A 24,076-nucleotide genomic window follows, 5' to 3' on the forward strand; every position below is an offset into this window, starting at 1 on the left:
TATCTTTCCCCCATGGCCCTCGATGTTTCCCCCTCGCAAGCCTTCGCCCACCTGACCGAACAGTCGGCGGACTACGACCGCATGGCCAAGGCCCTGGCCTGGCTGGCCGATCGCTGGCAGGAGCGCCCGTCCCTGGACGAGGCCGCCGAGGCCGTCGGCCTGTCGCCGTTCCACTTCCAGCGGGTGTTCAGCCGCTGGGCCGGGGTCAGCCCCAAGACCTTCGTCGCCGCCATCGCTCATGCCGAGGCGCGGCGGTCGCTGGAGGAGGGGGCCAGCGTGCTCGACGCGGCCTATGACGCCGGCCTGTCGGGCCCCTCGCGCCTGCACGACCTGTTCATCGCCCAGGAGGCCGTCACCCCCGGCGAGGTGCGCCGGCGGGGCGAGGGCATCAACCTCGCCTGGGGCTGGGCCCCGACCCCCTACGGCAAGGGCCTGTTCGTCATGGCCCCGCGCGGGCTGGCGGGCCTGGCCTTCTCCGACGGCGACGACGAAGCCACCTTCGACGACATGCACCGGCGGTTTCCCGCCGCCGACTGGCGCCGCGACGACGCGGCGGCGGCCCGCATGGCGATCCACGCCTTCGCCGGCGGCGACCAGCCCCTACCGGTGGTGCTGATCGGCTCGCCGTTCAACGTCCAGGTCTGGAAGGCCCTGCTGCGCATCCCGCCGGGACGGACCAGCACCTATGGCGAGATCGCCGGCTGGGCCGGCAAGCCACGCGCCTACCAGGCCACCGGCGGCGCGATCGGCGCCAACCCGATCTCGCTGCTGATCCCCTGCCACCGGGCGATCGCCAAGGACGGCCGGTTGACGGGCTATCACTGGGGGTTGGGGCGGAAAGCGGCGATGCTGGGCATGGAGGCGGTGGGAGCTTCCGAGCGAGGCCTGACGCTTTAGGTCCTCCCCCCGTGGGGGAGGCGGCCCGAATGGGCCGGAGGGGGGAGTGATCCCACCTCACCCATTATCCCCCCACCGATCGCTTCGCGATCGCCTCCCCCACAGGGGGAGGACCTGAAATCTACAGAATAAACCGGCTGAGGTCGGCGTTGGCCGCCAGGGTCCCGATGCGCATCTGCACATAGGCCGCGTCCACCGTCACCGTCTCGCCGGAGCGGTCGGCCGCCGTGAAGCTGATCTCCTCGACCACCTTTTCCAGGATGGTCTGCAGCCGCCGCGCGCCGATGTTCTCGACCGAGGCGTTGACCGCCACCGCCGCGTCGGCCACGGCGTCGATGGCCTCCTCGGTGAACACCAGAGTTACGCCTTCGGTCAGCAACAGGGCCTGGTGCTGGCGGATCAGGTTGGCTTCCGGCTCGGTGAGGATGCGGCGCAGGTCGTCGCGGGTCAGGCCCTTCAGCTCGACGCGGATCGGCAGGCGGCCCTGCAGCTCGGGCAGCAGGTCACTGGGCTTGGCCACATGGAAGGCGCCCGAGGCGATGAACAGGATGTGGTCGGTCTTCACCGGCCCGTACTTGGTCGAAACCGTCGTGCCCTCGATCAGCGGCAGCAGGTCGCGCTGCACGCCTTCGCGCGACACGTCGGCCCCGCCGCGCTGGCTGGAGGAAGCGACCTTGTCGATCTCGTCGAGGAAGACGATGCCGTCGTTCTCGGCCAGCTCCAGGGCCTCTTGCGTCAGGGCCTCCTGGTCGAGCAGCTTGTCGCTCTCCTCGGCGATCAGCGGGGCCCAGGCGCCGGTGACGGTGGTCTTGTGGGTCTTGGTGCGGCCGCCGCCCAGCGACTTCATCATCTCCGACAGGTTCAGCACCGAGGCGCCCGGCTGGCCGGGGATCTCGAACATGCCGCCGCCGCCGGTGTCGGCCAGCTGCAACTCCACTTCCTTGTCGTCCAGTTCGCCGGCCCGCAGCTTCTTGCGGAAGCTGTCGCGGGCGGCGGTGGCGCCGGGGCCGGTCAGGGCGTCGAGGATGCGCTCCTCGGCCGCCGCCTCGGCCTTGGCCCTGACCCCGGCCCGGCGCCGGTCGCGGACCATGCTCAGGGCGCTCTCGACCAGGTCGCGGACGATCTGGTCGACGTCGCGGCCGACATAGCCGACCTCGGTGAACTTGGTGGCTTCCACCTTGAGGAACGGGGCCTGGGCCAGTCTGGCCAGCCGGCGGGCGATCTCGGTCTTGCCGACGCCGGTGGGGCCGATCAGCAGGATGTTCTTGGGCATGACCTCGTCGCGCAGGTCGGCCGGCACGCGGCGCCGCCGCCAGCGGTTGCGCAGGGCGACGGCGACGGCCTTCTTCGCGTCGGTGTGGCCGACGATGTAGCGGTCGAGCTCGGAGACGATTTCGCGGGGGGAGAATTCGGTCATGGGTCGGTGTTCAGGGTCTCGAAAATCAGGCGCCAGCCGTCGGGTCGCCTCTGCCAGACATGCATATAGTGCGCGGAGACCGCTTTTGGATCGTCGGCGCGCCAAACGGCCTCGCCATGGATCCAGACCAAGTCGCCGGCCGCCGAAACGCCGCCGCCCCTGGGCGTGAGCGCCATCAGCGCGGGACGGGCGACGCGGCGACCGACCAGGTCATCGACCGCCAGGGCGTCGGTCCCCGCCGGACCGGTCAGCAGGGCGTCGGCGCTCAGGGCCGCGTCATAGGCCGTGGGGGCGTCGCGCCTGGCGGCGGCGGCCAGCCGGTCCTCGGCCGCGCGGGCCTGGGCGAAACCGGCCGCCGCCGAACCGGCGCCCTTGGCGGACAGCCTGCCCTGCGTCGCCGGCGTTTCGGGACCCGGAGCCCTCGAAGCGTCGGCCTCGGCGCCGCCGTCATAGACCCATTTCCAGGGCCCGCCCGCGCCCTTGCGCCAGATGGTGGCGTAGTAGCCGCCCCGCTTGCCGTCGATCGCCCAGGGCCCGACCGACAGGCCCAGGTCGCCGGAGCGAGCGATCACCACCCGCTGCGGCCACCATTCGAGCCTCGGCGTCTTGCTGGACGGCCGCTTTTCGTAGAGCGCCTTGGCGTTCACTGGCCCGGGCCGGAAGACGATGGCGTCGTCGGCCATGTGCTTGAGGAAGGAATCCCGGATTCCCAGCGCCAGACCGTCGGCGGCGAAGGCGCGCTCGGCGGCCTCGACCGACGCGGCGGACGGCTGGGCCGCCAGGGCCGGGGTCGCGAGACCGGCGAGGACGAGAGCGGCGAGCAGCGAACGCATGGCGGTCTCCGGGCCGAGGCTGGGCCAGCCAGTCGGACCCCAGAGCGCCAGGCGCGTCAACCGCGTCGCTACAGGCTCTCCACCGTCAGATTGCCGTTGGTGTAGACGCAGATCTCGGCGGCGATGGCCATGGCGCGGCGGGCGATGTCCTCGGCCGTCAGGTCTTGATCGATCAGGGCCTTGGCGGCGGCCAGGGCGTAGTTGCCGCCCGAGCCGATGGCCGCGATCGAGCCGCCGCCGGCGCTTTCGCCCGGCTCCAGGACGTCGCCCACGCCAGTCACGGTGTAGATCGACTCCGCGTCGGCCACCAGCAGCATGGCCTCCAGCCGGCGCAGGTAGCGGTCGGTGCGCCAGTCCTTGGCCAGGTCGACGCAGGCCCGGGCCAACTGGTCGGGATACTGCTCGAGCTTGGCCTCGAGCCGCTCGATCAGGGTGAAGGCGTCGGCCGTGGCGCCGGCGAAACCGGCCACCACCTTGCCGCCGGCCAAACGACGGACCTTGCGGGCGTTGCCCTTGACGACGGTTGGGCCCATGGAGACCTGTCCGTCGCCGGCGATCACGGTCTGTCCGTTCTTGCGCACCGCCAGAATGGTCGTGCCGTGCCAGTCGGGGAAGGAATTGCTGCTTTGCATGGCTTCGCATGTGGCGAGGCTTGGCGTGGAGATCAAGCGCGATGGGGTTTTCACCGGCCGAAGTCGAACGCTACGCCCGCCATCTGGTGCTGCGCGAGATCGGCGGCCCGGGCCAGCAGAAGCTGAAGGCCGCCCGGGTCCTGGTGGTCGGGGCGGGGGGGCTGGGGGCGCCGGCCGCGCTCTACCTGGCCGCAGCCGGGGTCGGGACCCTGGGCCTGGTCGACGCCGACACGGTGTCGCTGTCGAACCTGCAGCGCCAGGTGCTGTTCAACGCGGCCGATGTCGGCCGGCCCAAGGTCGAGGCGGCCGCCGAACACCTGACCGCCCTCAACCCGCACCTGACCGTCGAGACCCATCCGGTATGGCTGGGTGAAGCCAACGCCCGGGCGGTCATCTCCCGGTATGACCTGGTGCTGGACGGCACGGACGACTTCGCCACCCGCTTCGCCGTCAGCGACGCCTGCCTGGCCGAGGGCAAGACCCTGGTCAGCGGGGCCCTGGGCCGCTGGACCGGCCAGGTCGGGGTGTTCGCCGGCCGACCCTGCTACCGCTGCCTGGTGCCGGAAATCCCGCCCGACGCCGAGACCTGCGCCCTGGTCGGCGTGGTCGGGGCCCTGGCCGGGGTGATCGGCTCGATGATGGCCCTGGAGGCGGTGAAGGTGATCACCGGGGCCGGCGAGCCGCTCACCGGCCGCCTGTTGATCTACGACGCCCTGGCCGCCGAGACCCGCACGGTGCGGATCGGGGCGGATCCGGCGTGCCCGAGCTGCGGCGGACGTTAGGCGAACGCCTTCTCGATATGGGCGATCGTCTCGGTGAGAATGGTCTTGGTCGTCACGCGGTCCCAGTCCCGATGGCCAACCCATTTAAGCTCGACGTACTTGACCGGGCGGCGGGCGTTCTTCAGGGCCTTGGACATCGTTTGCGATTGCTCGACCGGTACGATTCCGTCCCGATTTCCGTGGATCAGCAGGACAGGCGCCTGGATTTCTCTTGCCCGTAGCGCGGGCGAGTTGCTGGCCAGCAGCGCCTTGTCGGCGACGGGATCGCCGATAGTCTTGACCCAATATTCGTAGACCGGCGAATCCGGGCCGTCCTCGCGCCGCGCGTTGGCGACGAAGTCGTCCAGGTGGGTGACACCGGCGATGGCGACCACGGCCTTGTAGGCGGCGGGCGTCTTCACCGCCCCCATCAGGGCCGCGTAGCCACCGTAGCTGGCGCCGCAGATGGCGACGCGATTGGGATCGACCTTTCCCGTGGCCAGGACGGCGGCGAGGGCGTCCTCGACATCGTTCTGCATCTCCACGCCCCACCGTTTACGGCCCGCGTCAGCGAACGCCCGGCCATAGCCGCCTGAGCCGCGGAAGTTGACCTGAAGGACCATCCAGCCCTTGGCCGCGAAGGCCTGGATGAAGTTGTTGTAGCCATAGCTGTCGCGGGCTTCGGGACCGCCGTGGGGAAAGACCACCAGCGGACGCGGGCCGGGTAGCTCACCGACGGGCGTGGTCAGATAGGCAGGCAGGTCGAGCCCATCGCGGGCCTTGACCTTGACGATGCTCATGGGCGCCAGCCGATCTCGGAGCCAGGGTCGCGTTTCGCCCAGCGGGGTCAGGGCGCCGGTCGCCGTATCGAAGAACCAGAACGATCCAGGCTGCGTGGGGCTGGTGACCCACAGGATCAGGCGATGGTGGTCGAGGCTGGCGTCGTAGAGCACCACGTTCGCATCGTTCTTGAAGAACTTCGCCAGGCTGCGGTAGTGCGCTTTCAGGGCCGGGTCGAAGAAGGTGTAGTCGAGGCGATCCTCGGTGAACGCGGCGGCCACCAGGTTCGAGCGCTCGTCGATGAAGACCGTGTCGATGTCCCGTCCGGCGTGGGACGCGACGATCTCGCCCATTTCCCAGCTTTTCAGATTGAAGCGCCGGATCACGCGCGTGTCGTCGTCGTCGCGTTGGACGGACACCAGCAGCACGCCGCTCTCCGATGTGCCGCCGACCACCGCGATATCGGCGAACTTCTCCAATTCGTCGCGCCGCAGCTTTCGATACAGCTTCCAATCCGCGTCGCCCGGCGCCCGCGTGAACATCGACACCACCGTGCCGCGTCGGTTTGCGTCCAAACGGACCATCGGCACGCCGTTCTGGGTGAACCAGCTGTAGGTGCCCTGCGCGCCACGCTCGAAGAACGCCGCTTCACCGGTGCTGGTGTTGACCTTGTAGAGGGCCAGGCAACCTTTGTTGCTGTCCCAGGCCTGCATCAGGATGTGATCCGGATCGTCGCTCAGGAAGTCGATGACGGTCGAGAGGTCGAATTCCTGCCGCATGGTCTTACTGTCCTGACCGCCGAACAGTACGGCCGATTGAGAACCGTCGAGGTTCATGGACAGCACGCGGTTCAGGGGGACCTCGAAGAACAGATCGCCGGCGCGCATGCCCGTGACCTTTCCGTCGAGATCCTTGTGGACGTTGACCCAGATCAACAGGCGCTCGTCGCTGGCCCATTCCAGGCGCTGAACGTCGTAGTCGCCGATCAGCACGACCGTGGGCGGATCGCGGGGGCGATCGGCGGGCTGTAGCAGGACGAAGGCCTTGAGCTGTTCGCCGTGCCGCTCCACCCACAAGCAGGCCAGTTGCTGGCCGTTCGGCGAGAGCGCCGCGTTGAGCAGACTGGGTGGCGCGAGAATCTCGTCCAACGAGGGCGGCGTGACGGCGGCGCTGGCTGAGCAGGCCAGAAACGAAGGCGCGACCGTCGCCCCAGCGATGAGGTGACGTCTGGAAATCATGAAAGCCCCCGGTGCAACCTTGCCGAAAGGAACGGCTTATCGCGCTCCGGTCAAGCTTGCGCCGTCACAGCATCGACGGGATCACCCTATCCGGCGGCCGATGCCCGTCCATGAAGGTCTTCACGTTGACGATGACCTTCTCGCCCATGTCGATGCGGCCCTCGACGGTGGCCGAGCCCATGTGGGGCAGCAGCACGACATTGGGCAGCTTCAGCAGCTTGGGATTGATGGCCGGCTCGTGCTCGTAGACGTCCAGGCCCGCCCCGGCGATCTCGCCGCGCGCCAGCATGTTGGCCAGGGCGCCCTCGTCGATCACCTCGCCGCGGGCGGTGTTGACGATGATGCTCTGCGGCCGCAGCAGCTTCAGGCGGCGGGCCGACAGCAGGTGGTAGGTGGCCGGGGTGTGCGGGCAGTTGACCGAGATGAAGTCCATCCGGGCCAGCATCTGGTCCAGGCTCTCCCAGTAGGTGGCCCCGACCTCCTCGGCGATGCGCGGGCTGACCGGCTTGCGGTTGTGGTAGTGCACCTGCATGCCGAAGGCCTTGGCGCGGCGGGCCACGGCCTGGCCGATGCGGCCCATGCCGATGATGCCCAGGCGCTTGCCCCACAGGCGGCGGCCCAGCATCCAGGTCGGCGACCAGCCGTGGAAGCCGCCGGCCTTGACCACCTCGGCGCCTTCGACGACCCGGCGCGAGGTGGCCATGATCAGGGTCATGGTCAGGTCGGCGGTGTCCTCGGTCAGCACGCCGGGGGTGTTGGTGACGATGATGCCCCGGGCGTTGGCGGTGGCGACGTCGATATTGTCGACCCCGGCCCCGAAATTGGCGATCAGCTTGAGCCGGTCGCCGGATCGCGACAGAAGACGGGAATCGATCCGGTCGGTGATGGTGGGCACCAGGACGTCGCACTGGCCCATGGCCTCGGCCAGTTCATCGGCCGTCAAGGGTTTGTCGGTGACGTTGAGTTGCGTGTCGAACAGCTCGCACATCCGCGTCTCCACGGCGTCCGGGAGTTTGCGGGTGACGATGACTTTGAGCTTGCGAGCTGACATGAGCGGTTCGAAAAGCCTTCCCCAATTGGGCGTTTCCCAGGCGGGTGTTTGGAATCTGTAGCAAAGGGGCCGGATGCGGCCAAGCAACATGCCGACGAATCGCCAACATCGTTCGCTCGGCCGTCTGGCCCTGATCGCCTTGACGCTCGTTGGGGCGTCGGCCGTCACGGCTGGAATAGCACAGGCCCAGACCCCCAGGGTCACGCCATCGGGCATGGATGTGCCGCGCTACGTCTCGCTGAAGTATGGCCAGGTGAACGCCCGGGTCGGACCGGACGAGGAACACCGGCTGCTGTGGATCTACCAGGCCAAGGGCCTGCCGGTGCAGGTGGTGGCCGAAACCCGGGAGTGGCGGCGGATCTGCGACCCGGAGGGCGGCGTGGCCTGGGTCCACAAGCGCACCACCGACGGTCGCCGCACCGCCATGCGGGTTCAGGCCTCGCCCTTGCCGCTGCGCGCCCAGCCCAAGGCCGGGGCGCGGGTGACCGCCTACCTGGCCGGCCGCGCGACCGCCAACCTCGACAAGTGCGAGAAGGGCTGGTGCCGCCTGAAGGCCGGCGGCGAGTCCGGATGGGCCCCGGAAAGCGAGATCTGGGGGGCTTCTCCGCGGGTCCAGTGCAAGGAATAGGCGCTCATCGAGGCCCTCGCGGAGCGTCCGGCGTTCACGGGCGTTACCGAAAGTAAGATTGAGGCGCGGCCCGCCGTCGTGCTAGGGCGGGATCATGCAACAAAGTTCCTACACCTTCGACGAGCTCCTGGCCTGCGGCCGGGGCGAGATGTTCGGCCCCGGCAACGCCCAGCTGCCCGTGCCGCCGATGCTGATGTTCGACCGCATCGTTCGCATCGAGTCGGACGGCGGCAAGTACGGCAAGGGCTATGTCGAGGCCGAGTTCGACATCAATCCCGACCTCTGGTTTTTCGGCTGTCACTTCATCGGCGACCCGGTCATGCCGGGCTGCCTGGGCCTGGACGCCATGTGGCAGCTGGTCGGCTTCTTCCTGGGCTGGTCCGGGGCTCCCGGCCGCGGCCGCGCCCTGGGCGTCGGCGAGGTCAAGTTCACCGGCCAGGTCACGCCGGTGGTCAAGAAAGTCACCTACAAGATCGATCTGAAGCGGGTGATCATCCGCAAGCTGGTCATGGGCATCGGCGACGGCGTGATGGAGGCCGACGGCCTGCCGATCTACGAAGCCAAGGATCTCAAGGTCGGTCTGTTCACCGCGGAACAAATGGCGTCGTGATCCGACTGTAGGGTGGCCGCGTAAGAGCCGGCCCCTTTTGGATCATGGGGAGAAAGAGGAATTTTCATGCGTCGCGTCGTCGTCACCGGATTGGGGATCGTCTCGTCCATCGGCAACAACGCCAATGAGGTGCTCGCCTCACTGCGTGAAGCCAAGTCCGGCGTGGTCGCCGCGCCGGAATACGCGGAACTGGGGTTCCGCTGCCAGGTCCACGCCACGGTCAAGCTCGACTCGTGGGAAGCGCTGGTCGATCGCCGCGCCGCCCGCTTCCTGGCGCCCGGCACGGCCTACGCCCACATCGCCATGGAGCAGGCGATCGCGGATTCCGGTCTCGAAGAGTCGGACATCTCCAACGAGCGCACCGGCCTGATCGTCGGTTCGGGCGGCCCGTCCACGCGGGTGATCGTCGAGGCGGCGGCCACCACCCGGGAAAAGGGCCCCAAGCGCATCGGCCCGTTCGCGGTGCCCAAGGCGATGAGTTCGGGCCCGTCGGCGGTGCTGTCGACCTGGTTCAAGATCCGCGGGATCAACTATTCGATCAGCTCGGCCTGCGCGACCAGCGCCCACTGCATCGGCGCGGGCGCCGAGCAGATCCAGATGGGCAAGCAGGACATCGTGTTCGCCGGCGGCTGCGAGGAGCTGGACTGGACGCTGTCCAACCTGTTCGACGCCATGGGCGCGATGAGCAGCAACTTCAACGACCGCCCGGCCGTGGCCAGCCGCGCCTATGACAAGGACCGCGACGGCTTCGTGATCGCCGGCGGGGCCGGGATCGTGGTGCTGGAGGAGTACGAGCACGCCAAGGCGCGCGGGGCCAGGATCTATGGCGAAGTGGTCGGCTACGCGGCCAATTCGGATGGTTTCGACATGGTCGCCCCGTCCGGCGAGGGCGCGGCGCGCTGCATGAAGATCGCCATGGCGGAAGCCGGCGGCCGGACCATCGACTATCTGAACCCGCACGGCACCTCGACGCCGGTCGGCGACAGCAAGGAGATGGGCGCGGTCCGCGAGGTGTTCGGCGACAAGGCCCCGCTGATCTCGTCGACCAAGTCGCTGACCGGCCACAGCCTGGGCGCGGCCGGGGCGCAGGAGGCGATCTACTCGATCCTGATGCTCGACAACGGCTTCGCCGCCCAGAGCGCCAACATCGAGACCCTCGACCCCGAGTTCGCCGACCTGCCGATCCTGCTCGAGCGCTCGGACAAGCCGCTGACCACCGTGATGTCCAACAGCTTCGGGTTCGGCGGCACCAACGGCACGCTGATCATCAGCAAGGCGGACTAGGCTTTGGCGGGCGCCCCGCTGGGGCTGGACCTGGTTCGGCGCGCCGGCCGGACGCTGTGGTCGCCGCGAACCTCCGATCCGGCGGCCCGGGCGACGATCCGGGCCTTGGGCGCGGGTTTCGACGCCGGACGCCGCGACGCCGCCTCCTTGCTCGAGAAAGCCTGGGCCGAACTGGCCCTCACGGCCGCCCAATCGGGCAATCTCGAACGGCTGCGGGACCTGAGGTCGGACGGCGCCCAGCCCTACGCCGTGATCGGCGACAGTCACGGCCGCCTGCTGGTTCGACGGTCCCGGGACGCCCGCGACCGGTGGCTGGCCCCGCTCTGGTGGCTGGAGAGCGGCGCTTCGGCGCGCGGCCTGGGCCAGGCCGAGGCCCGCTCCGGGGCCGGCGGCCGCGTGCGGGCGGCGGTCCAACAGGCCTTGGGGCTTTCCGGGGCGCCGATCCTGCTCAAGTTCGGCCAGGTCGACGTCGAGTTCGTCCAGATGTTCAAGCGCCTGGAGGCGGATCGGCCGGCCTTCGATCCCGCCGTCTTCCGGGCCTTCGCCGACGAGACCATCGGCCGCTATGTGGCCTTCCTGGTCGATGCGGTGGTTCCCGCCGACCGCGCCCGGGCGCACGTCTGCTCGCTGTTTCCGCCCGCGCTGTCCGACGCGGCCTGGCGGACCGGCTATGTCAACGCCCACCTCGTCGACCTGCACGGGCCGGCCGACCGGGAGGGCCTGGCCGGGCGACTGGCGAAGCTGGAGATTCCGGACCTCGCCGCCCGGACGGCGCAGCACGCGGCGTTCAACGCCGCCCTGGCCGCGGCGGCGCGGGCCGAGGGGTTCGCCGTCACCGACGATTTCACGGCGCTGCTGGGACCGGACGGGGTGGTCGATCCGCGTTGGCTGGGTCCGCAGGCCGGGACCGATCACCACCTGGATTTTCACGCGGTTCGCCCTCAGGTGGTTGACCGGCTTTGGCGACTGCCTGAAGGATCGCCCGGCAATTCGAGATCGGCATGACCCTCAAGACACGCTCCGGCGACCTTCCCCAGACCCCGTGGGTCGAATCCGACGATCTGGAGGCCCGCCTGGCGCGGAGCGGGGCAAGCGAGCGGGCCAAGGCCTTCGCCCGTGACCTGGCGCGCGACGGCCTGGCGATCCTCGACCTGGGCGACGACATGCCCGCCCTGTGCGACGAGATCGCCGCCGAGACCGCTGGCCATTTCGCCCGCCCCGGCGTCACCCGCGTGCACGACGCCTGGCGGCGCTCGCCGGCGATCCGCGCCCTGGCCACCCACCCCGTTCTGCTCGAATGCCTGGCCCTGGCCTATGGCCGCGCGCCGTTCCCGTTCCAGAGCCTGAACTTCATGCGCGGCAGCCAGCAGGACACCCATGCCGACGCCCTGCATTTCCACGCCGAGCCGGCGCTGTTCATGTGCGGCGTCTGGCTGGCCCTGGAGGACGTCAAGCCCGGGGCGGGGCCGCTGCGCTACTATCCGGGCAGCCACCGCCTGCCGGTCCTGACCATGCAGGAGGCCGGCGCCGTGATGGGCGCGGCGCCGCACAGGGTCACGTCCGCCAACTACAACGACACCTACGGTCCCGCCATGCTGGCGCGCCTGGCGCAGGGCGGGTTCGAGGCGCGACACGCCTTGCTCAAGAAGGGCCAGATCGCGGTCTGGGCGGCCAACCTCGCCCACGGCGGCTCGCCGATCCTTGATCCTGGCTCCACCCGCCAGTCGCTGGTCGTGCACTACTATTTCGAGGATTGCCTCTACTATACGCCGATGCTGTCGACGCCGGAGCGGGCCTATGTGCGGCTGCCGGCCAATATCGCCACGGGCGGCTGGGTGTGGCCGCGGCGCGCGGGCCGGCGGGTTCCGGTGTCGCTCAAGCAGCTGGCGGCGACCATCGCCTACACCGCCCTGCGCCGGACGCCGCGGTTCTGAGCGTCGGGCCGACCGTCGCCATCCTGAGGTTGATTGGTCGCGAGCCGGCAAGCTAAGACATCAAGCTGGGCCATTGTGACCGGTGAGCGCGTTCGACCATGAGTTTTCACGAGCAACCTCCCACGCCGTGGGTGGAAACCGATGAGGTCGACGCGTACCTCGGCGCCGTCGAAGCCAGCGAGGAACAACGGCGATTTGTCCTGGATCTTCACCGGGACGGCGTGGCCGTGATCGATCTTGGTCCGGAGGGGCATGCTCTCTGCGACCGGGCGATCGCCGAAACCGAGCGCTATTTCGGCGCGGGAGCCCGCCGGGCGCAGGACACCTGGCGACGATCGGCGTCCGTGCGGGCCCTGTCGACCCTGCCGCTCGTGGAGTCGATGCTGGCCCTGGCCTACGGACGTCAGCCGTTTGCGTTCCAGACCTTGAATTTTCTGCACGGCAGCGAGCAGCACGCCCACGCCGACGCCGTCCATTTTCACAGCGAGCCGCCGCGCTTCATGTGCGGGGTCTGGTTCGCGCTGGAGGACGTCGAGATCGACGCGGGCCCGCTGTTCTATCATCCGGGCAGCCACAAGCGGCCGGTGTTCGGCATGGCGGACGCGGGCGTGGTCGGCCGCGCGCCGACGCCGGGCGACTACGAGGCCTTCTATGTGCCGGCCTTCGCGCGTCAGCTCGAAAGCCAGCCGCGCGTCGCCTTGCTGAAGAAGGGCCAGGCGCTGGTCTGGGCGGCCAATCTGGCCCACGGCGGTGTGGCGATCGCCCGCGACGGCGCGACCCGGCGTTCGCTGGTGACCCACTACTATTTCGAGAACTGCCTGTACTACACGCCGATGTATTCCGACCCCGAGAAGGGGCGGTACCATCTGCGGCTTCCCGCGAACGTGCGCACGGGCGGGTGGGTCTGGCCGCGCCACCAGGGCAAGCGGGTGAAATTGCGACCGAAGATCGTGATCAGCGCGATCAAGGAAGCGGTCAGGCGCGCGGTTCACGTCGCCTGAGGTCGACGCCCGGCCTCGCGGACGGGGTTTCGAAGCCTGGTACGTCCTGCTAGCTAGCGGGCAAGGATTCCAGGAGAGCCAACCGATGGCCGACGAATACGCATTCCCCAAGGGCGAGCTGATGCGGGGCAAGAAGGGCCTCGTGATGGGTGTGGCCAACCACAATTCCATCGCCTGGGGCATCGCCTCGCAGCTGGCCGCCCAGGGCGCCGAAATGATCTTCACCTACCAGGGCGAAGCGCTGGAGCGCCGCGTGCGGCCGCTGGCCGAGAGCATCGGCGTCACCACCCTGATCCCGGCCGACGTCACCGACGACGCCTCGATGGACGCGGCCTTCGCCGCCATCGAGGAGAAGTTCGGCGCGCTCGACTTCGTCGTCCACTCGGTGGCCTTCGCCAACAAGGACGAGCTGAAGGGCTCGTTCGTCGACAACACCACCCGCGACGGCTTCCTGCTGGCCATGAACATCTCGGCCTTCAGCTTCGTGGACGTGGCCAAGCGGGCGGCCAGGATCATGCCGAACGGCGGCTCGCTGATCACCATGACCTATCTGGGGTCGGAGCGGACCATCCCGAACTACAACACCATGGGCGTGGCCAAGGCCGCCCTGGAGGCGGCGACCCGCTACATCGCCCGCGACCTGGGTCCCAAGGGCATCCGCTGCAACGCCATTTCGGCCGGCGCCATGCGCACCCTGGCCCTGGCCGGCATCGCCGGCGGCCGCGGGATGATCGCCCAGGGCCGGGCGTTCAGCGCCATGAAGGAAGACACCTCGATGGAAGGCGTCGCCGGCGCGGCGCTGTGGCTGGTCTCGGACCTGGGCCGCTCGACGACCGGCGAGGTCGTCCACGTCGATGCGGGCTTCCACATGATGGGCATGCCCGACGAGGTCGAGGCCTAAGCCGCCAGACGCCGTCATTCCTCGACAGGTGGGGGATGACCACGGCGACAAGAGCGACCAGGTCGGACGAAGGACTTCGCCTTACTCGCGAAAATCCTCTTCTGACCTGATCGCCAGGGGTCGATCTAGGGCGCTTCCCGGCCTGACGGCGTCAGGCCGGGAAGCGCCCTAGGTTTTTGTTTGGCGCATTTTCTTCACGCGAACCGGTATCCGCTTCGCTCGAAAATGCTCTAGGCGGCGACCTGGTTGAAGTAGGTGATCAGGTCGAGGGTCTTTCCGCCGGCCATCGCGGACTGGATCTGGCTCTGCGACATGCCGATCTGCAGCGAGGCCGTATTGACCTGCAGGTTCAGGACCAGGGAGCCGGCCTGGCTGTAGGCGGCGGTCCATTCGGTCTGGGCGCCCTGGAGATCAACGAGCACCGCCTGGTAGTTGGTGGCGTTGTCGTCGGCCAGCGCGGTCTGGATGTCGGTGATCGCCACGGCGATATCGCTGGACAGGGTCTGCCATTCGGCCAGCACCGCCTGCAGCGCCGTCTGGATGGTCTGCGACTGGCTGGCGAGGTTGCTGTAGGTCGTCGACAGGGTGGCCAGCACCGAGCAGGACGCCGTCAGTTGGCTCATGTTCTGCTGGTCCTGGTCGATCAGCTTCTTGTCAGCTTCCAGCTGGATGGCGTCGAGCGCGATGTAGGTCGTGGCCACGGCGATTGCCGGGCCGAGCGCGAACCAGGTGACCAGGCCCACCGGGAACGCGGCGATCGACGCAACGATCCCCAGGGTCAGGGCCGCGCCGTCGGCGATCGAAAGGCCGATGATGGCGGCGGTCAGGGAGTCGACGTCCGCCTGCAGTTGCTGGATCTTCTTCTGCAGGTCCTGGATTTGCGCCTGGTCGGCGTTGTTGTCGGCGATCGCCAGGTTCGAGATCTGGGTCAGGTCCGCGGCCATGGTCGGCAGCTGGTCCTGGAAGCCCTGCAAGGCGTTGATCGCGCCCGACACGAAGTTCTCGACCAGTTGCAGCTGCTGGGGCAACACGGTCAGGTCGTTCTGCAGGGCGACCTTGGCCGCGACGTTGTTCGGATTGGCGATCAGCGCGTTGGTCTGGGTGACCGCGTCCTGTAGGAGCGCGGTGATGGCGGGATTGTAGTTCTGGACGTCCTGCGGCACTTCCAGGAGCCGGGCCATGCAGGTGTTGACCCACTGCAGGGCGATCGTGTTCGCCTGTTCCCAGGCGGTGACGTAGCTCGACCAGTCCGTCGGCTGCACCGGCACCGTCGGCAGCGTGGAGTTCATGACGTTGTTCACGTAGGTGTTCACGACGCAGACATTGGTCTGATAGGTCGTGTTCGCGGCGACGAAGCGCGGCAGGCCGACCTTGATGGCCTGCGCCAGGTTCAATTTCTTCGTCGCTGACGGGCGATCCAGTTCCGATACAACAGCCATTTGACGATCCTTCCCTGAAGGGGTGTGGCGGGGCCTGGAGATCGACGCTCTGACTACGCTAAAAATTGAGCTTTATGGTCAAGCTCCACCCCAGGTATATTAATCTCCCGGGTGGATTTGGAGTCAATCGGCAACTTTTAATGGAATCTCGAGGCCCGAATTCCGGACGCGGCGGTCCGGCCTCCGGGCGCTCGTCGGCTCCGGATCGGTTCGCCGTTCGGGGAAACGCCGTCTACGGCGCGTAGGCCCGCATGAACCGTTCGGCGGCCTCGCGCGCGAGGCTGTCGAACTCCGCCGGCGTCTTGTCGGACGGCAGGCGGAGCAGGGCCCGCAGTTGGCTGTGGCCCATGACCATGCCTGAGAAGAACTCGGCCGCCTGATCGAAGTTGTCGACCTTCAGGCGGCCGATCTGGGTTTCCATCTCCAGGAACGCGGCCAGCTGGCGGCGCGCATGACGCGGTCCGGCCTCGAACACTTCCTGGGCCACGTCCGGCATCTCGCCCGCGCCCTGGATGATCACGCGCATCACCGAATAGCCCTTGGTGGTGACCACGGTCTCCAGCATCGAACGGGCATAGGCCTCCAGCGCTTCGCACGGATTGTCGATCGCGCCGGGATCGCGCAGCGGGGCGGTGATCACCGCCACCCGCCGGGCCATCAGCGCCCGCACCAGCTCGGCCTTCGAGCCATAGTGGTTGTAGACCGTCTGCTTGGAGACCCCGGCCCGCTTGGCGATGGCCTCCATCGGGGCGCCGAGGCCGCGCTGGCCGATCACCTCGACGGCGGCGTCGAGGATGGCTTCGGTCTTGGCGACGTCGATCTGTCCGGCAACCCTGGGCATCAGTGCGCGTCCGACGGCGGGGGCGGCGCGTTCTTGGCTGGCCTGGCCAGCAAGGACACCACCGCGGCGATGAAACAGCCATAGGCCAGCAGGGTGAAGCTGTCGCCGAACGCCAGGACGGTGGCCTGCTGCTGCATCATGCCGCTGATCGCCTTGCGGGCCGCGCCGTCCGGATCGGCCAGGCCCAGCTGGGCCATGCGGGCGGCCAGGCCCTGCATCATGCCCTGGACCCGGGCGTCGCCCTGGCCGACCTCCGAGGTCAGGCCCATGTAGTAGAGCGCCGTCTGGTTGGTGATGCTGGTGGCCAGCAGGGCCAGGCCGACGGCCCCGCCGGTGTTGCGCGACAGGTTCACCAGGCCCGAGGCGTTCTTGACCATGTTCTGGGGCAGGGTGCTCATGGTGATCTGCTGGGTGGCGATCATGGCGATCATCACCCCCACGCCGCGACAGGCCTGGACGCCGGCGAATTCCCAGAACCCCCAGTCCTTGGTCACGCCGTGGGCCATGTACATGCCCCAGCCGGCCAGCATGAAGCCGATGAACATCGGGATGCGCGGGTCCATCTGGCGCACCAGGCGGCCGGCGATCGGGCCGGTGGCGAACATCGACAGGCCCGAGACCACCATGGTGGTGCCCACTTCCGAGGCCGAATAGTGCCGCACCCGGCCCAGGAACTGCGGCAGCAGGAAGGTGCCGCCGAACAGGCTGGCCCCCGACACCGCCGTCATGGCCACGCCGATCGTGAAGTTGCGGTTGGCGAAGGCCTTCAGCTCGACGATCGGGTTGCGATAGGTCAGCGACCGCCAGACGAAGGTCACGCCGGCGACCACCGCGACCACGGTCAGGGCCAGGATGCCGCTATCCTCGAACCAGCCGTCCTTCGAGCCCTCCTCGAGCACGAACTGCATGCTCATCAGGAAGGTGGCCATCACCGCCAGGCCGAACCAGTCGAAGCCCTTGGCCAGGCTGGGATCGCCCTTGTCGAACTGGCCCCAGCGGGCGACGCCGAACAGCACGACCAGGCCGGTCGGCACGTTGATGAAGAACAGCCAGCGCCAGCTGAGCCACTCGGTCAGGTGGCCGCCCAGGGTCGGGCCGACCGTGGGGGCCAGGGTGACGATCAGACCCATGATCACGCTGGCCGTCACCCGCCGTTCGGGCGGGAAGGCGGTGAAGGCCACCGCGAACACCGTCGGGATCATCGCCCCGCCGATGAAGCCCTGCAGGGCCCGGGTGATGATCATCATGTCGATCGACGAGCTGAGGCCCGTCAGCACGCTCATGACGATGAAGCCCAGGCACGACATCAGGTAGACGCGTTGCGTCCCCCAGAGCCGTGACAGGTACCCCGACAGCGGGATCATCACGACCTCGGGGATCAGGTAGGCGGTCTGGATCCAGCTGACCTGGTCGGCGCTGGCGCCCACCCCGGCCTGGATCTGCGGCAGCGAGGCCGCGACGATCTGGATGTCGAGGATGGCCATGAACTGGCCGATGACCATGGCCCCGAAGCCCAGGAACAGCTTGCCCCAGTCGACCTCGGGCGCCGACGTGGCGGCCGGCGGCGCGGAAGACGGCGCGGGGAGGGCGGCGTCGGTCATGGCTTCGATCCTCGACCGGGCGCCTAGCGCGAGACGCCTTGCTGGGCCAGGTGCGCGGCCGGCTGGCCGGCCTCGGCGAAGGACTGGCCCGAGCGGTCGCGGACGTCGACCTTGACGTCCACCGACAGGCCGGGGCGCAGGGCCGCGCCGATCGTCGAGCGGTCGACGATGATCTTCACCGGCAGGCGCTGGGTGATCTTGGTGAAGTTGCCCACCGCGTTCTCGACCGGGATCAGGGCGAACTCCTGGCCGGTGGCCGGGGCGAAGCTGTCCAGCTTGCCGCGGATCACCGACTTGCCGAAGGCGTCGGCGTGGATCTCGACCGGCTGGCCGACCCGCAGGCGGCCGACCTGGGTTTCCTTGAAGTTGGCGACGATATAGCCCTCGCCGACCGGCACGATCGACATCAGGGCCACGCCCGGCTGGACCAGCTGGCCGGGGCGCACCGAACGGGCGCCGACGACGCCGGCCACCGGGGCGCGGATCACCGTGCGGTCCAGGTCGATACGGGCCTGATCGACGGCGGCGCGGGCCGCCACGGCCTGGGCCACAGTCTGGGCGCGGGCCGAGCCCAGCGATTGGGCGGCGCGGCGCTCGGCCTCCAGGGCGGCCTGGGCGCTCTGGACGGCGGCGCGGGCCTGGGTGGCCCCGGCCTGGGTTGTCTGAACCTTCTGGGTGGACACCCAGCCTTGCCCGGCCAGGGTGTTATATCTGTCGAGGTCGGCCTTGGCGCGGCCGGCGTCGGCCTCGGCGCTGGCGACGCCCGCGGCGCGCTGGGCGATCATCGCCTGTTCCAGCACGGCCTTGTCGTCGACGCCGCGCACGGCGGCCTCCAGGGCCTCGGCGTTGGCGATCGCCTGGTCGAGCTTGGCCTTCAGGGTGGCTTCGTCGATGCGGGCCACGACCTGGCCGGCCTCGACCCGCTGGTTGTCGGCCACCAGCACCTCGGCGACATAGCCCGACACCTGCGGGCTGACCTGGACGGTGTCGGCCTGGACGAAGGCGTTGTCGGTGGTCTCGTAGCGTTGCTTGTCGACGAACCACAGTCCGCCGCCGACCAGCAGGGCCACGACGGCGATTCCGCCGACGACCATGGGAATGAGCTTCTTGTTCGACGCGGCGGCCATGGTGCGAAATCCCCAAACAACCCGATGGATCGAGGCGGCGATATATCGGTCCATCGGCCTCGGCAAGGGATAAATGGACGCACCCGTCCAAAAATCAAGCGATTGGGTGAACGATGATCATGCTTGGCGTCGCGGCGAGCCTCAGGCGGCCCGCGCGGCCTGACCGGGAACGCCATCGATGCGGAAGCGGCCGACCAGGCGTTGAAGCTCCGAGGCCTCGTTGGACAGCGAATGGCTGGCGGCGGTCGACTGCTCGACCATCGCCGCGTTCTGCTGGGTGGCCTGGTCCATCTGGTTCACGGCGGTGTTGATCTGCTGCAGGCCGGTCGCCTGTTCCTGGGCCGAGGCGGCGATCTCGGCGACGGTGCGGTTGATCGCCACGACGCCGGCGGTGATCCGTCGCAGGGCCTCGCCGGTCTCGCCGACCAGCGCCACGCCGGTCCCGACCTGTTGCGACGAGGTCGAGATCAGGGTCTTGATTTCCTTGGCGGCGTCGGCCGAGCGCTGGGCCAGGGCCCGCACCTCTTGGGCGACGACGGCGAAGCCGCGACCGGCGTCACCGGCTCGAGCGGCTTCGACGCCGGCGTTGAGGGCCAGCAGGTTGGTCTGGAAGGCGATCTCGTCGATCACGCCGATGATCTGGGCCACCTGCTGCGACGAGGTCTCGATCTGGGTCATCGCCTGGATGGCGCGTTCGACCACCTGGCCGCCGGTCTCGGCGTCGCGGCGGGCCGTCTGCACCGTGCGGTCGGCCTCGCCGGCCCCCTCGGCGGTGCGGCGGACGGTGGCGACGATCTCGTCCAGGGCCGCGGCGGTCTCTTCCAGCCCGGCGGCCTGCTGTTCGGTGCGACGCGACAGGTCGTCGGCCGCGTGGCTGATCTCGCCCGAGCCCGAGCGGATGCCCTGGACCGCGCCGGTGATCACCGTCATGGTCTCGTGAAGCTGGCCCATGGCGGCGTTGAAGTCGTCCTGCAGCTTGCGATAGCTGGCGGGGAAGGTCTGGTTCAGACGATAGGTCAGGTCGCCCCGCGCCAGGTGCTCCAGCGCCTCGCCCAGGTTCTGGACGACGCCCGACTGTTCGCGCGCCGAGGTGGCGCGGCCGCTTTCGTTGGTCTGGCGCTCGTCCTCGGCTTGGCGCCGCTGGTCGGCGGCCTCGGCCTCGACCCGCAGCTTCTCGATCGCGGCGTCCTTGAAGGTCAGGACGGCGGCGGCCATGGCCCCGATCTCGTCCCGGCGGCCCACGGCCGGCACGGCGACGGTGTTGTCGCCGTCGGCCAGCCGGCGCATGGCGGCGGTCATGGCCGCGATCGGCGCGGCGATCGCGCCCGACAGCAGCCAGCCCATCAGCACCGCGATGCCGACGGCCAGGGCGCCGCCGATCGCCAGGGTCGCGCCGGCGGCGGTGAAGGCCTTGGCCTGGCTGGCCGAACGCTCGACCAGCTGGGCGTGTTCGTTGTCGTTGACGCTCTTGAGCACTTCGCGAATGGCGGTCAGGCGGCCGGCCTTGGCGACGTCGGCGCGGGTCGCGTCGCGCAGGGCCGGGTCATTGACGTCGGCGATCTGCTTGCGGGTCTCGGCGCGAAAGATGTCCACGGCGCCGGCCAGGGCGGTGGTGCGCGCTTTCTCGTCGTCGTTCTCGACGCCTTCGGCCAGGGTCTTGAAGTGGGCGTCGTAGGCGGCCTGCTGCTTCTCGTACTTTTCGACGAACGACGGATCGAGGCTGGCGACGTAGCCGCGCGCGGCGTTCTGCTGCTCGACCAGGGCCATCAGCGTCTCGTCGACCGTGCCGATATAGGCGTAGCTGTGCTCGTTGAGGGCGGTGACCTGGCGGATCGTCGACAGGCTGTTCCACACCAGGGCGCCGGCGGCGGCCACCGCCACCACCAGGATCGCGAAAGCAACCAGGAGTTTACGCGCTACCTTGAGATTGTTCAGCATGTCGCCAGTCCGGAAGAGTGTCATTTGACGATCTTCTCGCTGCAACGTTCTTAACAAACTCGTTATTCTGAGTTTTGGAGTCTAGGCGCTCCAAACAATTCCTGAATCGTTTCGAGAAATCTCCATGTTCCCGACAGGATTTGGGGCGTGTGGCGAATTGTCACACGAAGATCTCGAAACAGCATTTGGGCCGTAATACATCTGTGTACGACGTTATTTACAGGCGTGTATGCGCCGCAGGGTTGGTTTTGGAGAATTTCGCGTGAACGGCGAATCGCGGCACATTTCCCGTCGCGTCCGTGCAACCGCGCGGCGGGGGAACGCGTATTTCCAGTAGCGGGTGGCTCACCCGCGCCAAAGGACGCGCCGATGAACGCCGACGACCCGCTCTCGATGCTGCGCCCCGTGTTGTGGCTGGCCGCCGCCGCCTTCGCCGCCGGGTTCGGCGGCTATCTGGTAATGGCCTCGGGCGGCCACGGCGGCTGACGCCGCCGCGACCCCTTCCGTCATAGGCCTATTTGGCGCCGGTCGAACCGAAGCCGCCGGCCCCGCGCGTCGTTTCGTCCAGGCTGGCCACCAGGCCCCACGACGCCTGGGTCACCGGCGCGATCACCAGCTGGGCGATGCGGTCGCCGCGGCGGATGGTGAAGTCCTCTTCCCCCAGGTTGATCAGGATTACCTTCACTTCGCCGCGATAGTCGCTGTCGATGGTGCCGGGGGTGTTGAGGCAGGTGACGCCGGCCTTGGCGGCCAGGCCCGAGCGCGGCCGCACCTGGGCCTCGAAGCCGGGCGGCACGGCGAACGCCAGGCCCGTGGGAGCCATGGTCCGCGCGCCGGGCTTCAGCACGATCGGCGCATCCTCCTCGACCGCCGCCCGCAGGTCCATGCCGGCCGCGCCGACGGTCTCGTAGGCGGGCAGGGGCAGGCCGTGGGCGTGGGCCAGTTGGACGACGGGGATGCGCGGGGTGGTCATGAAAGGCTCTCGGCTATGCGTTGGGCGAGGTCGTGGGCCACGGCGTCCTTGGCCGCCCGGTCCCAGCGTTCGGTCTTGTCCTTGGAGATCAGCAGGACGGCGTTCTCGTCGCCGCCCATCACGCCGGGCTCGGTGACGTCGTTGGCGATGATCCAGTCGCAGCCCTTGCGCGCCAGCTTGGCGCGGGCGTGGGCCTCGACGTCGTTGGTCTCGGCCGCGAAGCCGATGACCAGTTTCGGGCGCCGCGGCCCGGAGGCCGACAGCGTGGCCAGGATGTCCGGGTTCTCGACGAAGACCAGGGCCGGTGGGCCGTTCTTGTCCTTCTTCAGCTTGGTCCCGAACACCTCGTCGATCCGCCAGTCGGCGACGGCGGCGACGAACACCCCGACGTCGGCGGGCAGGGCGGCCTGGCTGGCGGCCAGCATGTCGCGGGCGGTCTCGACGTCGATGCGGTCGACGCCGAACGGGGTGGGCAGGGCGACCGGGCCGCTGACCAGGGTGACCCGCGCGCCCAGTTTGGCCAGGGCGCCGGCGATGGCGTAGCCCTGCCGGCCGCTGGAGCGGTTGGTGATGCCGCGCACCGGGTCGATCGGCTCGAAGGTCGGGCCGGCGGTGACCAGGGCGTGCTTGCCGAGCAAAGGCCGAGCGGCGGGCCCCGCGAGCGCTTCCATGATGGCGTCGAAGATCACCGGCGGCTCGGCCAGGCGGCCGGGGCCGAACTCGCCGCAGGCCATGGCCCCGTCGTCGGGTCCGACGAAGCTCACGCCGTCGGCCTTGAGGGTGGCGATATTGCGCTGGGTCGCCGGGTGCAGCCACATCCGCACGTTCATGGCCGGGGCCATCAGCACCGGCTTGTCGGTGGCCAGCAGGGCGGTCGAGGCCAGGTCGCCGGCCAGGCCGTGCGCCGCCTTGGCGATCAGGTCGGCGGTCGCCGGCGCCACCACCACCAGGTCGGCCGAGCGCGACAGCTGGATGTGGCCCATCTCGGCCTCGTCGGTCAGCGAGAACAGGTCGCCATAGACCTTGTCCTCGGCCAGGGACGACAGCGACAGGGCGGTGACGAACTCGGCGCCCGCCTTGGTCAGGATCGGCCGCACGCCGACGCCGGCCTTGCGCAGCAGCCGCACCAGCTCCAGCGCCTTGTATGCGGCCACGCCGCCGCCGACGATCAGAAGAACCCGCTTGTCGCTCACGTGGTGGTCTCCGGTTCGCGCCTTGCCCCCAGGCGCATAGAGCGACGCGGCGCAAAGCGTAAGCCCCCTTCGGCAAAATCCTTAACGGGGACTCGACAGGCGTTCCGCCTTCGTTCACTAATCGCACAGGTAGAGCAATAAGATGGAGATCGATCATGACGGTACGGTTGGCGTCCTGGTTTTCTGTCCTGGCCACCCCCTTGGCCATCGCGGGCGTGGCCCTGGCGGTCGCGGCCTGCGACGGCGGCGCCTCGGCGGTGAAGGCGCCCAAGGCGGGCGACGTGGCTTCGGTCGAGCCGGCGTCCGACCGTGACGCGCCATCCTTCGAGAGCCGGACGACGCGGAGCGATCCGCGCGACGCGCCCGTGCCCAAGGTCGCGGGCAAGCCGATGTGGGCGGCCAACCGCACCCGCACCGCCGAGGAGAACGCCCAGCGCGGCTTCGAGCGCTACGGGTCCGAGTTCGCCGCCGCCGATGTCGACGACTATGTGCGCAAGGCCCACGCCTTCGTCGCCCACCCGCCGTCCGAGGCCGAGACGCTGACGCGACCCAACGGCGACACCCTGATCTACGACCCCAAGGGCAATGTCTTCGCGGTGGTCACCAAGGCCGGGGCCCCACGCACCATGTTCAAGCCCGACGACGGCGCGACCTACTGGTCGCAGCAGAAGACCCGCGAGAGCCGGCGGACCACGGCGTCGCGCGATCGCGGCGCGAGCGACAACGGCTAGGGCAATGACCTTGGCAGGGCAGGGGGGCCTGTCATCCCGGACGACGCCGAGCGTCGGGCCGGGACCCAGGGGCGGTGCGCACCGCCCCTGGGCGCGGTTTGCACCCTCTCCCAGCGGGAGAGGAAGGGGCCCGACGCGAAGCGTTGGGAGGGTGAGGGATCACGCCGTTTGCGGCTCAATCCCGAAATCCCGAGCCGGGGGCCCGGAACGGCGTGGCCTGCAGGTCCCGGCGATCGTGGCGGTTCTAAACCAGCCAGGCCCCCGCC

General features: G+C 69.0%; 23 protein-coding genes. 11 read left to right on the top strand and 12 right to left on the bottom strand.

Annotated features, from left to right (window positions below; translation table 11 throughout):
- Positions 1-12 precede the first annotated feature (12 nt).
- Positions 13-897: a methylated-DNA--[protein]-cysteine S-methyltransferase gene (locus PMI01_RS09920; protein ID WP_007667514.1), complete on the top strand. Its 885-nt coding sequence runs from the start codon at positions 13-15 to the stop codon at positions 895-897.
- A 121-nt stretch (positions 898-1,018) separates the two neighbouring features.
- On the opposite strand, the gene hslU is transcribed toward PMI01_RS09920, so the two are convergent.
- From hslU to hslV, 3 genes are all read right to left on the bottom strand, one after another.
- Positions 1,019-2,314: an ATP-dependent protease ATPase subunit HslU gene (gene hslU / locus PMI01_RS09925; protein WP_007667515.1), complete on the bottom strand. Its 1,296-nt coding sequence runs from the start codon at positions 2,312-2,314 to the stop codon at positions 1,019-1,021.
- Positions 2,311-3,147 carry a nuclear transport factor 2 family protein gene (locus tag PMI01_RS09930; protein WP_007667517.1) on the bottom strand — a complete coding sequence of 279 codons (837 nt, stop codon included), beginning with the start codon at positions 3,145-3,147 and terminating at the stop codon, positions 2,311-2,313. Before PMI01_RS09930 ends, hslU begins: the two co-directional genes overlap by 4 nt.
- A 68-nt stretch (positions 3,148-3,215) precedes the next feature.
- The gene (hslV, locus tag PMI01_RS09935; RefSeq protein WP_007667518.1) at positions 3,216-3,779 is read right to left on the bottom strand and encodes an ATP-dependent protease subunit HslV; all 564 of its coding nucleotides are present in this window, start codon (positions 3,777-3,779) and stop codon (positions 3,216-3,218) included.
- 41 nt (positions 3,780-3,820) lie between these two features.
- Here hslV and PMI01_RS09940 point away from each other — a divergent pair, with 41 nt between their 5' ends.
- Positions 3,821-4,561 carry a HesA/MoeB/ThiF family protein gene (locus PMI01_RS09940; RefSeq protein WP_007667520.1) on the top strand — a complete coding sequence of 247 codons (741 nt, stop codon included), beginning with the start codon at positions 3,821-3,823 and terminating at the stop codon, positions 4,559-4,561.
- Here the strand turns inward: PMI01_RS09940 and PMI01_RS09945 are convergent.
- Both PMI01_RS09945 and PMI01_RS09950 read right to left on the bottom strand, forming a co-directional pair.
- Positions 4,558-6,468 carry an alpha/beta hydrolase family protein gene (locus PMI01_RS09945; RefSeq protein ID WP_157223727.1) on the bottom strand — a complete coding sequence of 637 codons (1,911 nt, stop codon included), beginning with the start codon at positions 6,466-6,468 and terminating at the stop codon, positions 4,558-4,560. The genes PMI01_RS09940 and PMI01_RS09945 overlap by 4 nt on opposite strands.
- Positions 6,469-6,622: 154 nt before the next feature.
- Complete coding sequence (locus PMI01_RS09950; RefSeq protein ID WP_007667523.1) at positions 6,623-7,609, bottom strand: 2-hydroxyacid dehydrogenase; 987 nt, start codon at positions 7,607-7,609, stop codon at positions 6,623-6,625.
- A gap of 88 nt (positions 7,610-7,697) precedes the next feature.
- Here PMI01_RS09950 and PMI01_RS09955 point away from each other — a divergent pair, with 88 nt between their 5' ends.
- From PMI01_RS09955 to PMI01_RS09985, 7 genes are all read left to right on the top strand, one after another.
- On the top strand, positions 7,698-8,237 hold the full coding sequence (locus PMI01_RS09955; protein WP_051989945.1) for an SH3 domain-containing protein: 540 nt from the start codon (positions 7,698-7,700) through the stop codon (positions 8,235-8,237).
- A gap of 94 nt (positions 8,238-8,331) precedes the next feature.
- A complete protein-coding gene (gene fabA / locus PMI01_RS09960) occupies positions 8,332-8,847 on the top strand; it encodes a 3-hydroxyacyl-[acyl-carrier-protein] dehydratase FabA (protein WP_007667527.1) in 516 nt (171 codons plus the stop codon).
- 66 nt (positions 8,848-8,913) lie between these two features.
- A complete protein-coding gene (gene fabB, locus PMI01_RS09965; RefSeq protein ID WP_007667528.1) occupies positions 8,914-10,131 on the top strand; it encodes a beta-ketoacyl-ACP synthase I in 1,218 nt (405 codons plus the stop codon).
- 3 nt (positions 10,132-10,134) lie between these two features.
- Entirely contained in the window at positions 10,135-11,136 is a 1,002-nt protein-coding gene (locus tag PMI01_RS09970) for a hypothetical protein (RefSeq protein ID WP_007667530.1), read from the top strand.
- Positions 11,133-12,065: a phytanoyl-CoA dioxygenase family protein gene (locus tag PMI01_RS09975; protein ID WP_007667532.1), complete on the top strand. Its 933-nt coding sequence runs from the start codon at positions 11,133-11,135 to the stop codon at positions 12,063-12,065. The genes PMI01_RS09970 and PMI01_RS09975 overlap by 4 nt, the downstream gene beginning before the upstream one ends.
- A 98-nt stretch (positions 12,066-12,163) precedes the next feature.
- Positions 12,164-13,066 (top strand): phytanoyl-CoA dioxygenase family protein, encoded by a 903-nt coding sequence (locus PMI01_RS09980; protein WP_007667535.1) that lies wholly within the window; start codon positions 12,164-12,166, stop codon positions 13,064-13,066.
- 85 nt (positions 13,067-13,151) lie between these two features.
- Positions 13,152-13,967 carry an enoyl-ACP reductase FabI gene (locus PMI01_RS09985; RefSeq protein ID WP_007667538.1) on the top strand — a complete coding sequence of 272 codons (816 nt, stop codon included), beginning with the start codon at positions 13,152-13,154 and terminating at the stop codon, positions 13,965-13,967.
- A 230-nt stretch (positions 13,968-14,197) separates the two neighbouring features.
- On the opposite strand, the gene PMI01_RS09990 is transcribed toward PMI01_RS09985, so the two are convergent.
- From PMI01_RS09990 to PMI01_RS10010, 5 genes are all read right to left on the bottom strand, one after another.
- Entirely contained in the window at positions 14,198-15,406 is a 1,209-nt protein-coding gene (locus PMI01_RS09990; protein WP_007667541.1) for an HBL/NHE enterotoxin family protein, read from the bottom strand.
- Positions 15,407-15,638: 232 nt separating this feature from the next.
- Positions 15,639-16,247, bottom strand: coding sequence for a TetR/AcrR family transcriptional regulator (locus PMI01_RS09995; RefSeq protein WP_007667552.1), 609 nt, complete (start codon positions 16,245-16,247; stop codon positions 15,639-15,641).
- Positions 16,247-17,848, bottom strand: a complete 1,602-nt coding sequence (locus PMI01_RS10000; protein WP_007667555.1) for a DHA2 family efflux MFS transporter permease subunit — start codon at positions 17,846-17,848, stop codon at positions 16,247-16,249. The genes PMI01_RS09995 and PMI01_RS10000 overlap by 1 nt, the downstream gene beginning before the upstream one ends.
- Positions 17,849-17,871: 23 nt before the next feature.
- Positions 17,872-18,975, bottom strand: a complete 1,104-nt coding sequence (locus tag PMI01_RS10005; RefSeq protein WP_007667558.1) for an HlyD family secretion protein — start codon at positions 18,973-18,975, stop codon at positions 17,872-17,874.
- A gap of 141 nt (positions 18,976-19,116) precedes the next feature.
- On the bottom strand, positions 19,117-20,937 hold the full coding sequence (locus PMI01_RS10010; RefSeq protein ID WP_238537033.1) for a methyl-accepting chemotaxis protein: 1,821 nt from the start codon (positions 20,935-20,937) through the stop codon (positions 19,117-19,119).
- A gap of 345 nt (positions 20,938-21,282) precedes the next feature.
- On the opposite strand from PMI01_RS10010, the gene PMI01_RS27820 reads away from it, so the two are divergent.
- Positions 21,283-21,399: a hypothetical protein gene (locus PMI01_RS27820; protein WP_007667563.1), complete on the top strand. Its 117-nt coding sequence runs from the start codon at positions 21,283-21,285 to the stop codon at positions 21,397-21,399.
- A 28-nt stretch (positions 21,400-21,427) separates the two neighbouring features.
- On the opposite strand, the gene dut is transcribed toward PMI01_RS27820, so the two are convergent.
- Both dut and coaBC read right to left on the bottom strand, forming a co-directional pair.
- Positions 21,428-21,886 carry a dUTP diphosphatase gene (gene dut, locus PMI01_RS10015; protein ID WP_007667565.1) on the bottom strand — a complete coding sequence of 153 codons (459 nt, stop codon included), beginning with the start codon at positions 21,884-21,886 and terminating at the stop codon, positions 21,428-21,430.
- The gene (gene coaBC, locus PMI01_RS10020; RefSeq protein WP_007667566.1) at positions 21,883-23,079 is read right to left on the bottom strand and encodes a bifunctional phosphopantothenoylcysteine decarboxylase/phosphopantothenate--cysteine ligase CoaBC; all 1,197 of its coding nucleotides are present in this window, start codon (positions 23,077-23,079) and stop codon (positions 21,883-21,885) included. Before coaBC ends, dut begins: the two co-directional genes overlap by 4 nt.
- Positions 23,080-23,234: 155 nt before the next feature.
- Between coaBC and PMI01_RS10025 the strand changes: the two genes are divergently transcribed.
- Positions 23,235-23,810 carry a hypothetical protein gene (locus PMI01_RS10025; RefSeq protein WP_007667567.1) on the top strand — a complete coding sequence of 192 codons (576 nt, stop codon included), beginning with the start codon at positions 23,235-23,237 and terminating at the stop codon, positions 23,808-23,810.
- Positions 23,811-24,076 lie beyond the last annotated feature (266 nt).

This window comes from Caulobacter sp. AP07 (genome assembly GCF_000281955.1).
GTDB lineage: Bacteria > Pseudomonadota > Alphaproteobacteria > Caulobacterales > Caulobacteraceae > Caulobacter.

What these genes read in the sequence shown, in the direction of transcription:
- PMI01_RS09920 (WP_007667514.1), top strand. Translation starts at nt 13, where the DNA reads ATGGCCCTCGATGTTTCCCCCTCGCAAGCCTTCGCCCACCTGACCGAA.
- hslU (WP_007667515.1), bottom strand. Translation starts at nt 2,314, where the DNA reads ATGACCGAATTCTCCCCCCGCGAAATCGTCTCCGAGCTCGACCGCTAC.
- PMI01_RS09930 (WP_007667517.1), bottom strand. Translation starts at nt 3,147, where the DNA reads ATGCGTTCGCTGCTCGCCGCTCTCGTCCTCGCCGGTCTCGCGACCCCG.
- hslV (WP_007667518.1), bottom strand. Translation starts at nt 3,779, where the DNA reads ATGCAAAGCAGCAATTCCTTCCCCGACTGGCACGGCACGACCATTCTG.
- PMI01_RS09940 (WP_007667520.1), top strand. Translation starts at nt 3,821, where the DNA reads ATGGGGTTTTCACCGGCCGAAGTCGAACGCTACGCCCGCCATCTGGTG.
- PMI01_RS09950 (WP_007667523.1), bottom strand. Translation starts at nt 7,609, where the DNA reads ATGTCAGCTCGCAAGCTCAAAGTCATCGTCACCCGCAAACTCCCGGAC.
- PMI01_RS09955 (WP_051989945.1), top strand. Translation starts at nt 7,698, where the DNA reads ATGCCGACGAATCGCCAACATCGTTCGCTCGGCCGTCTGGCCCTGATC.
- fabA (WP_007667527.1), top strand. Translation starts at nt 8,332, where the DNA reads ATGCAACAAAGTTCCTACACCTTCGACGAGCTCCTGGCCTGCGGCCGG.
- fabB (WP_007667528.1), top strand. Translation starts at nt 8,914, where the DNA reads ATGCGTCGCGTCGTCGTCACCGGATTGGGGATCGTCTCGTCCATCGGC.
- PMI01_RS09975 (WP_007667532.1), top strand. Translation starts at nt 11,133, where the DNA reads ATGACCCTCAAGACACGCTCCGGCGACCTTCCCCAGACCCCGTGGGTC.
- PMI01_RS09980 (WP_007667535.1), top strand. Translation starts at nt 12,164, where the DNA reads ATGAGTTTTCACGAGCAACCTCCCACGCCGTGGGTGGAAACCGATGAG.
- PMI01_RS09985 (WP_007667538.1), top strand. Translation starts at nt 13,152, where the DNA reads ATGGCCGACGAATACGCATTCCCCAAGGGCGAGCTGATGCGGGGCAAG.
- PMI01_RS09990 (WP_007667541.1), bottom strand. Translation starts at nt 15,406, where the DNA reads ATGGCTGTTGTATCGGAACTGGATCGCCCGTCAGCGACGAAGAAATTG.
- PMI01_RS09995 (WP_007667552.1), bottom strand. Translation starts at nt 16,247, where the DNA reads ATGCCCAGGGTTGCCGGACAGATCGACGTCGCCAAGACCGAAGCCATC.
- PMI01_RS10000 (WP_007667555.1), bottom strand. Translation starts at nt 17,848, where the DNA reads ATGACCGACGCCGCCCTCCCCGCGCCGTCTTCCGCGCCGCCGGCCGCC.
- PMI01_RS10005 (WP_007667558.1), bottom strand. Translation starts at nt 18,975, where the DNA reads ATGGCCGCCGCGTCGAACAAGAAGCTCATTCCCATGGTCGTCGGCGGA.
- PMI01_RS10010 (WP_238537033.1), bottom strand. Translation starts at nt 20,937, where the DNA reads ATGACACTCTTCCGGACTGGCGACATGCTGAACAATCTCAAGGTAGCG.
- PMI01_RS27820 (WP_007667563.1), top strand. Translation starts at nt 21,283, where the DNA reads ATGAACGCCGACGACCCGCTCTCGATGCTGCGCCCCGTGTTGTGGCTG.
- dut (WP_007667565.1), bottom strand. Translation starts at nt 21,886, where the DNA reads ATGACCACCCCGCGCATCCCCGTCGTCCAACTGGCCCACGCCCACGGC.
- PMI01_RS10025 (WP_007667567.1), top strand. Translation starts at nt 23,235, where the DNA reads ATGACGGTACGGTTGGCGTCCTGGTTTTCTGTCCTGGCCACCCCCTTG.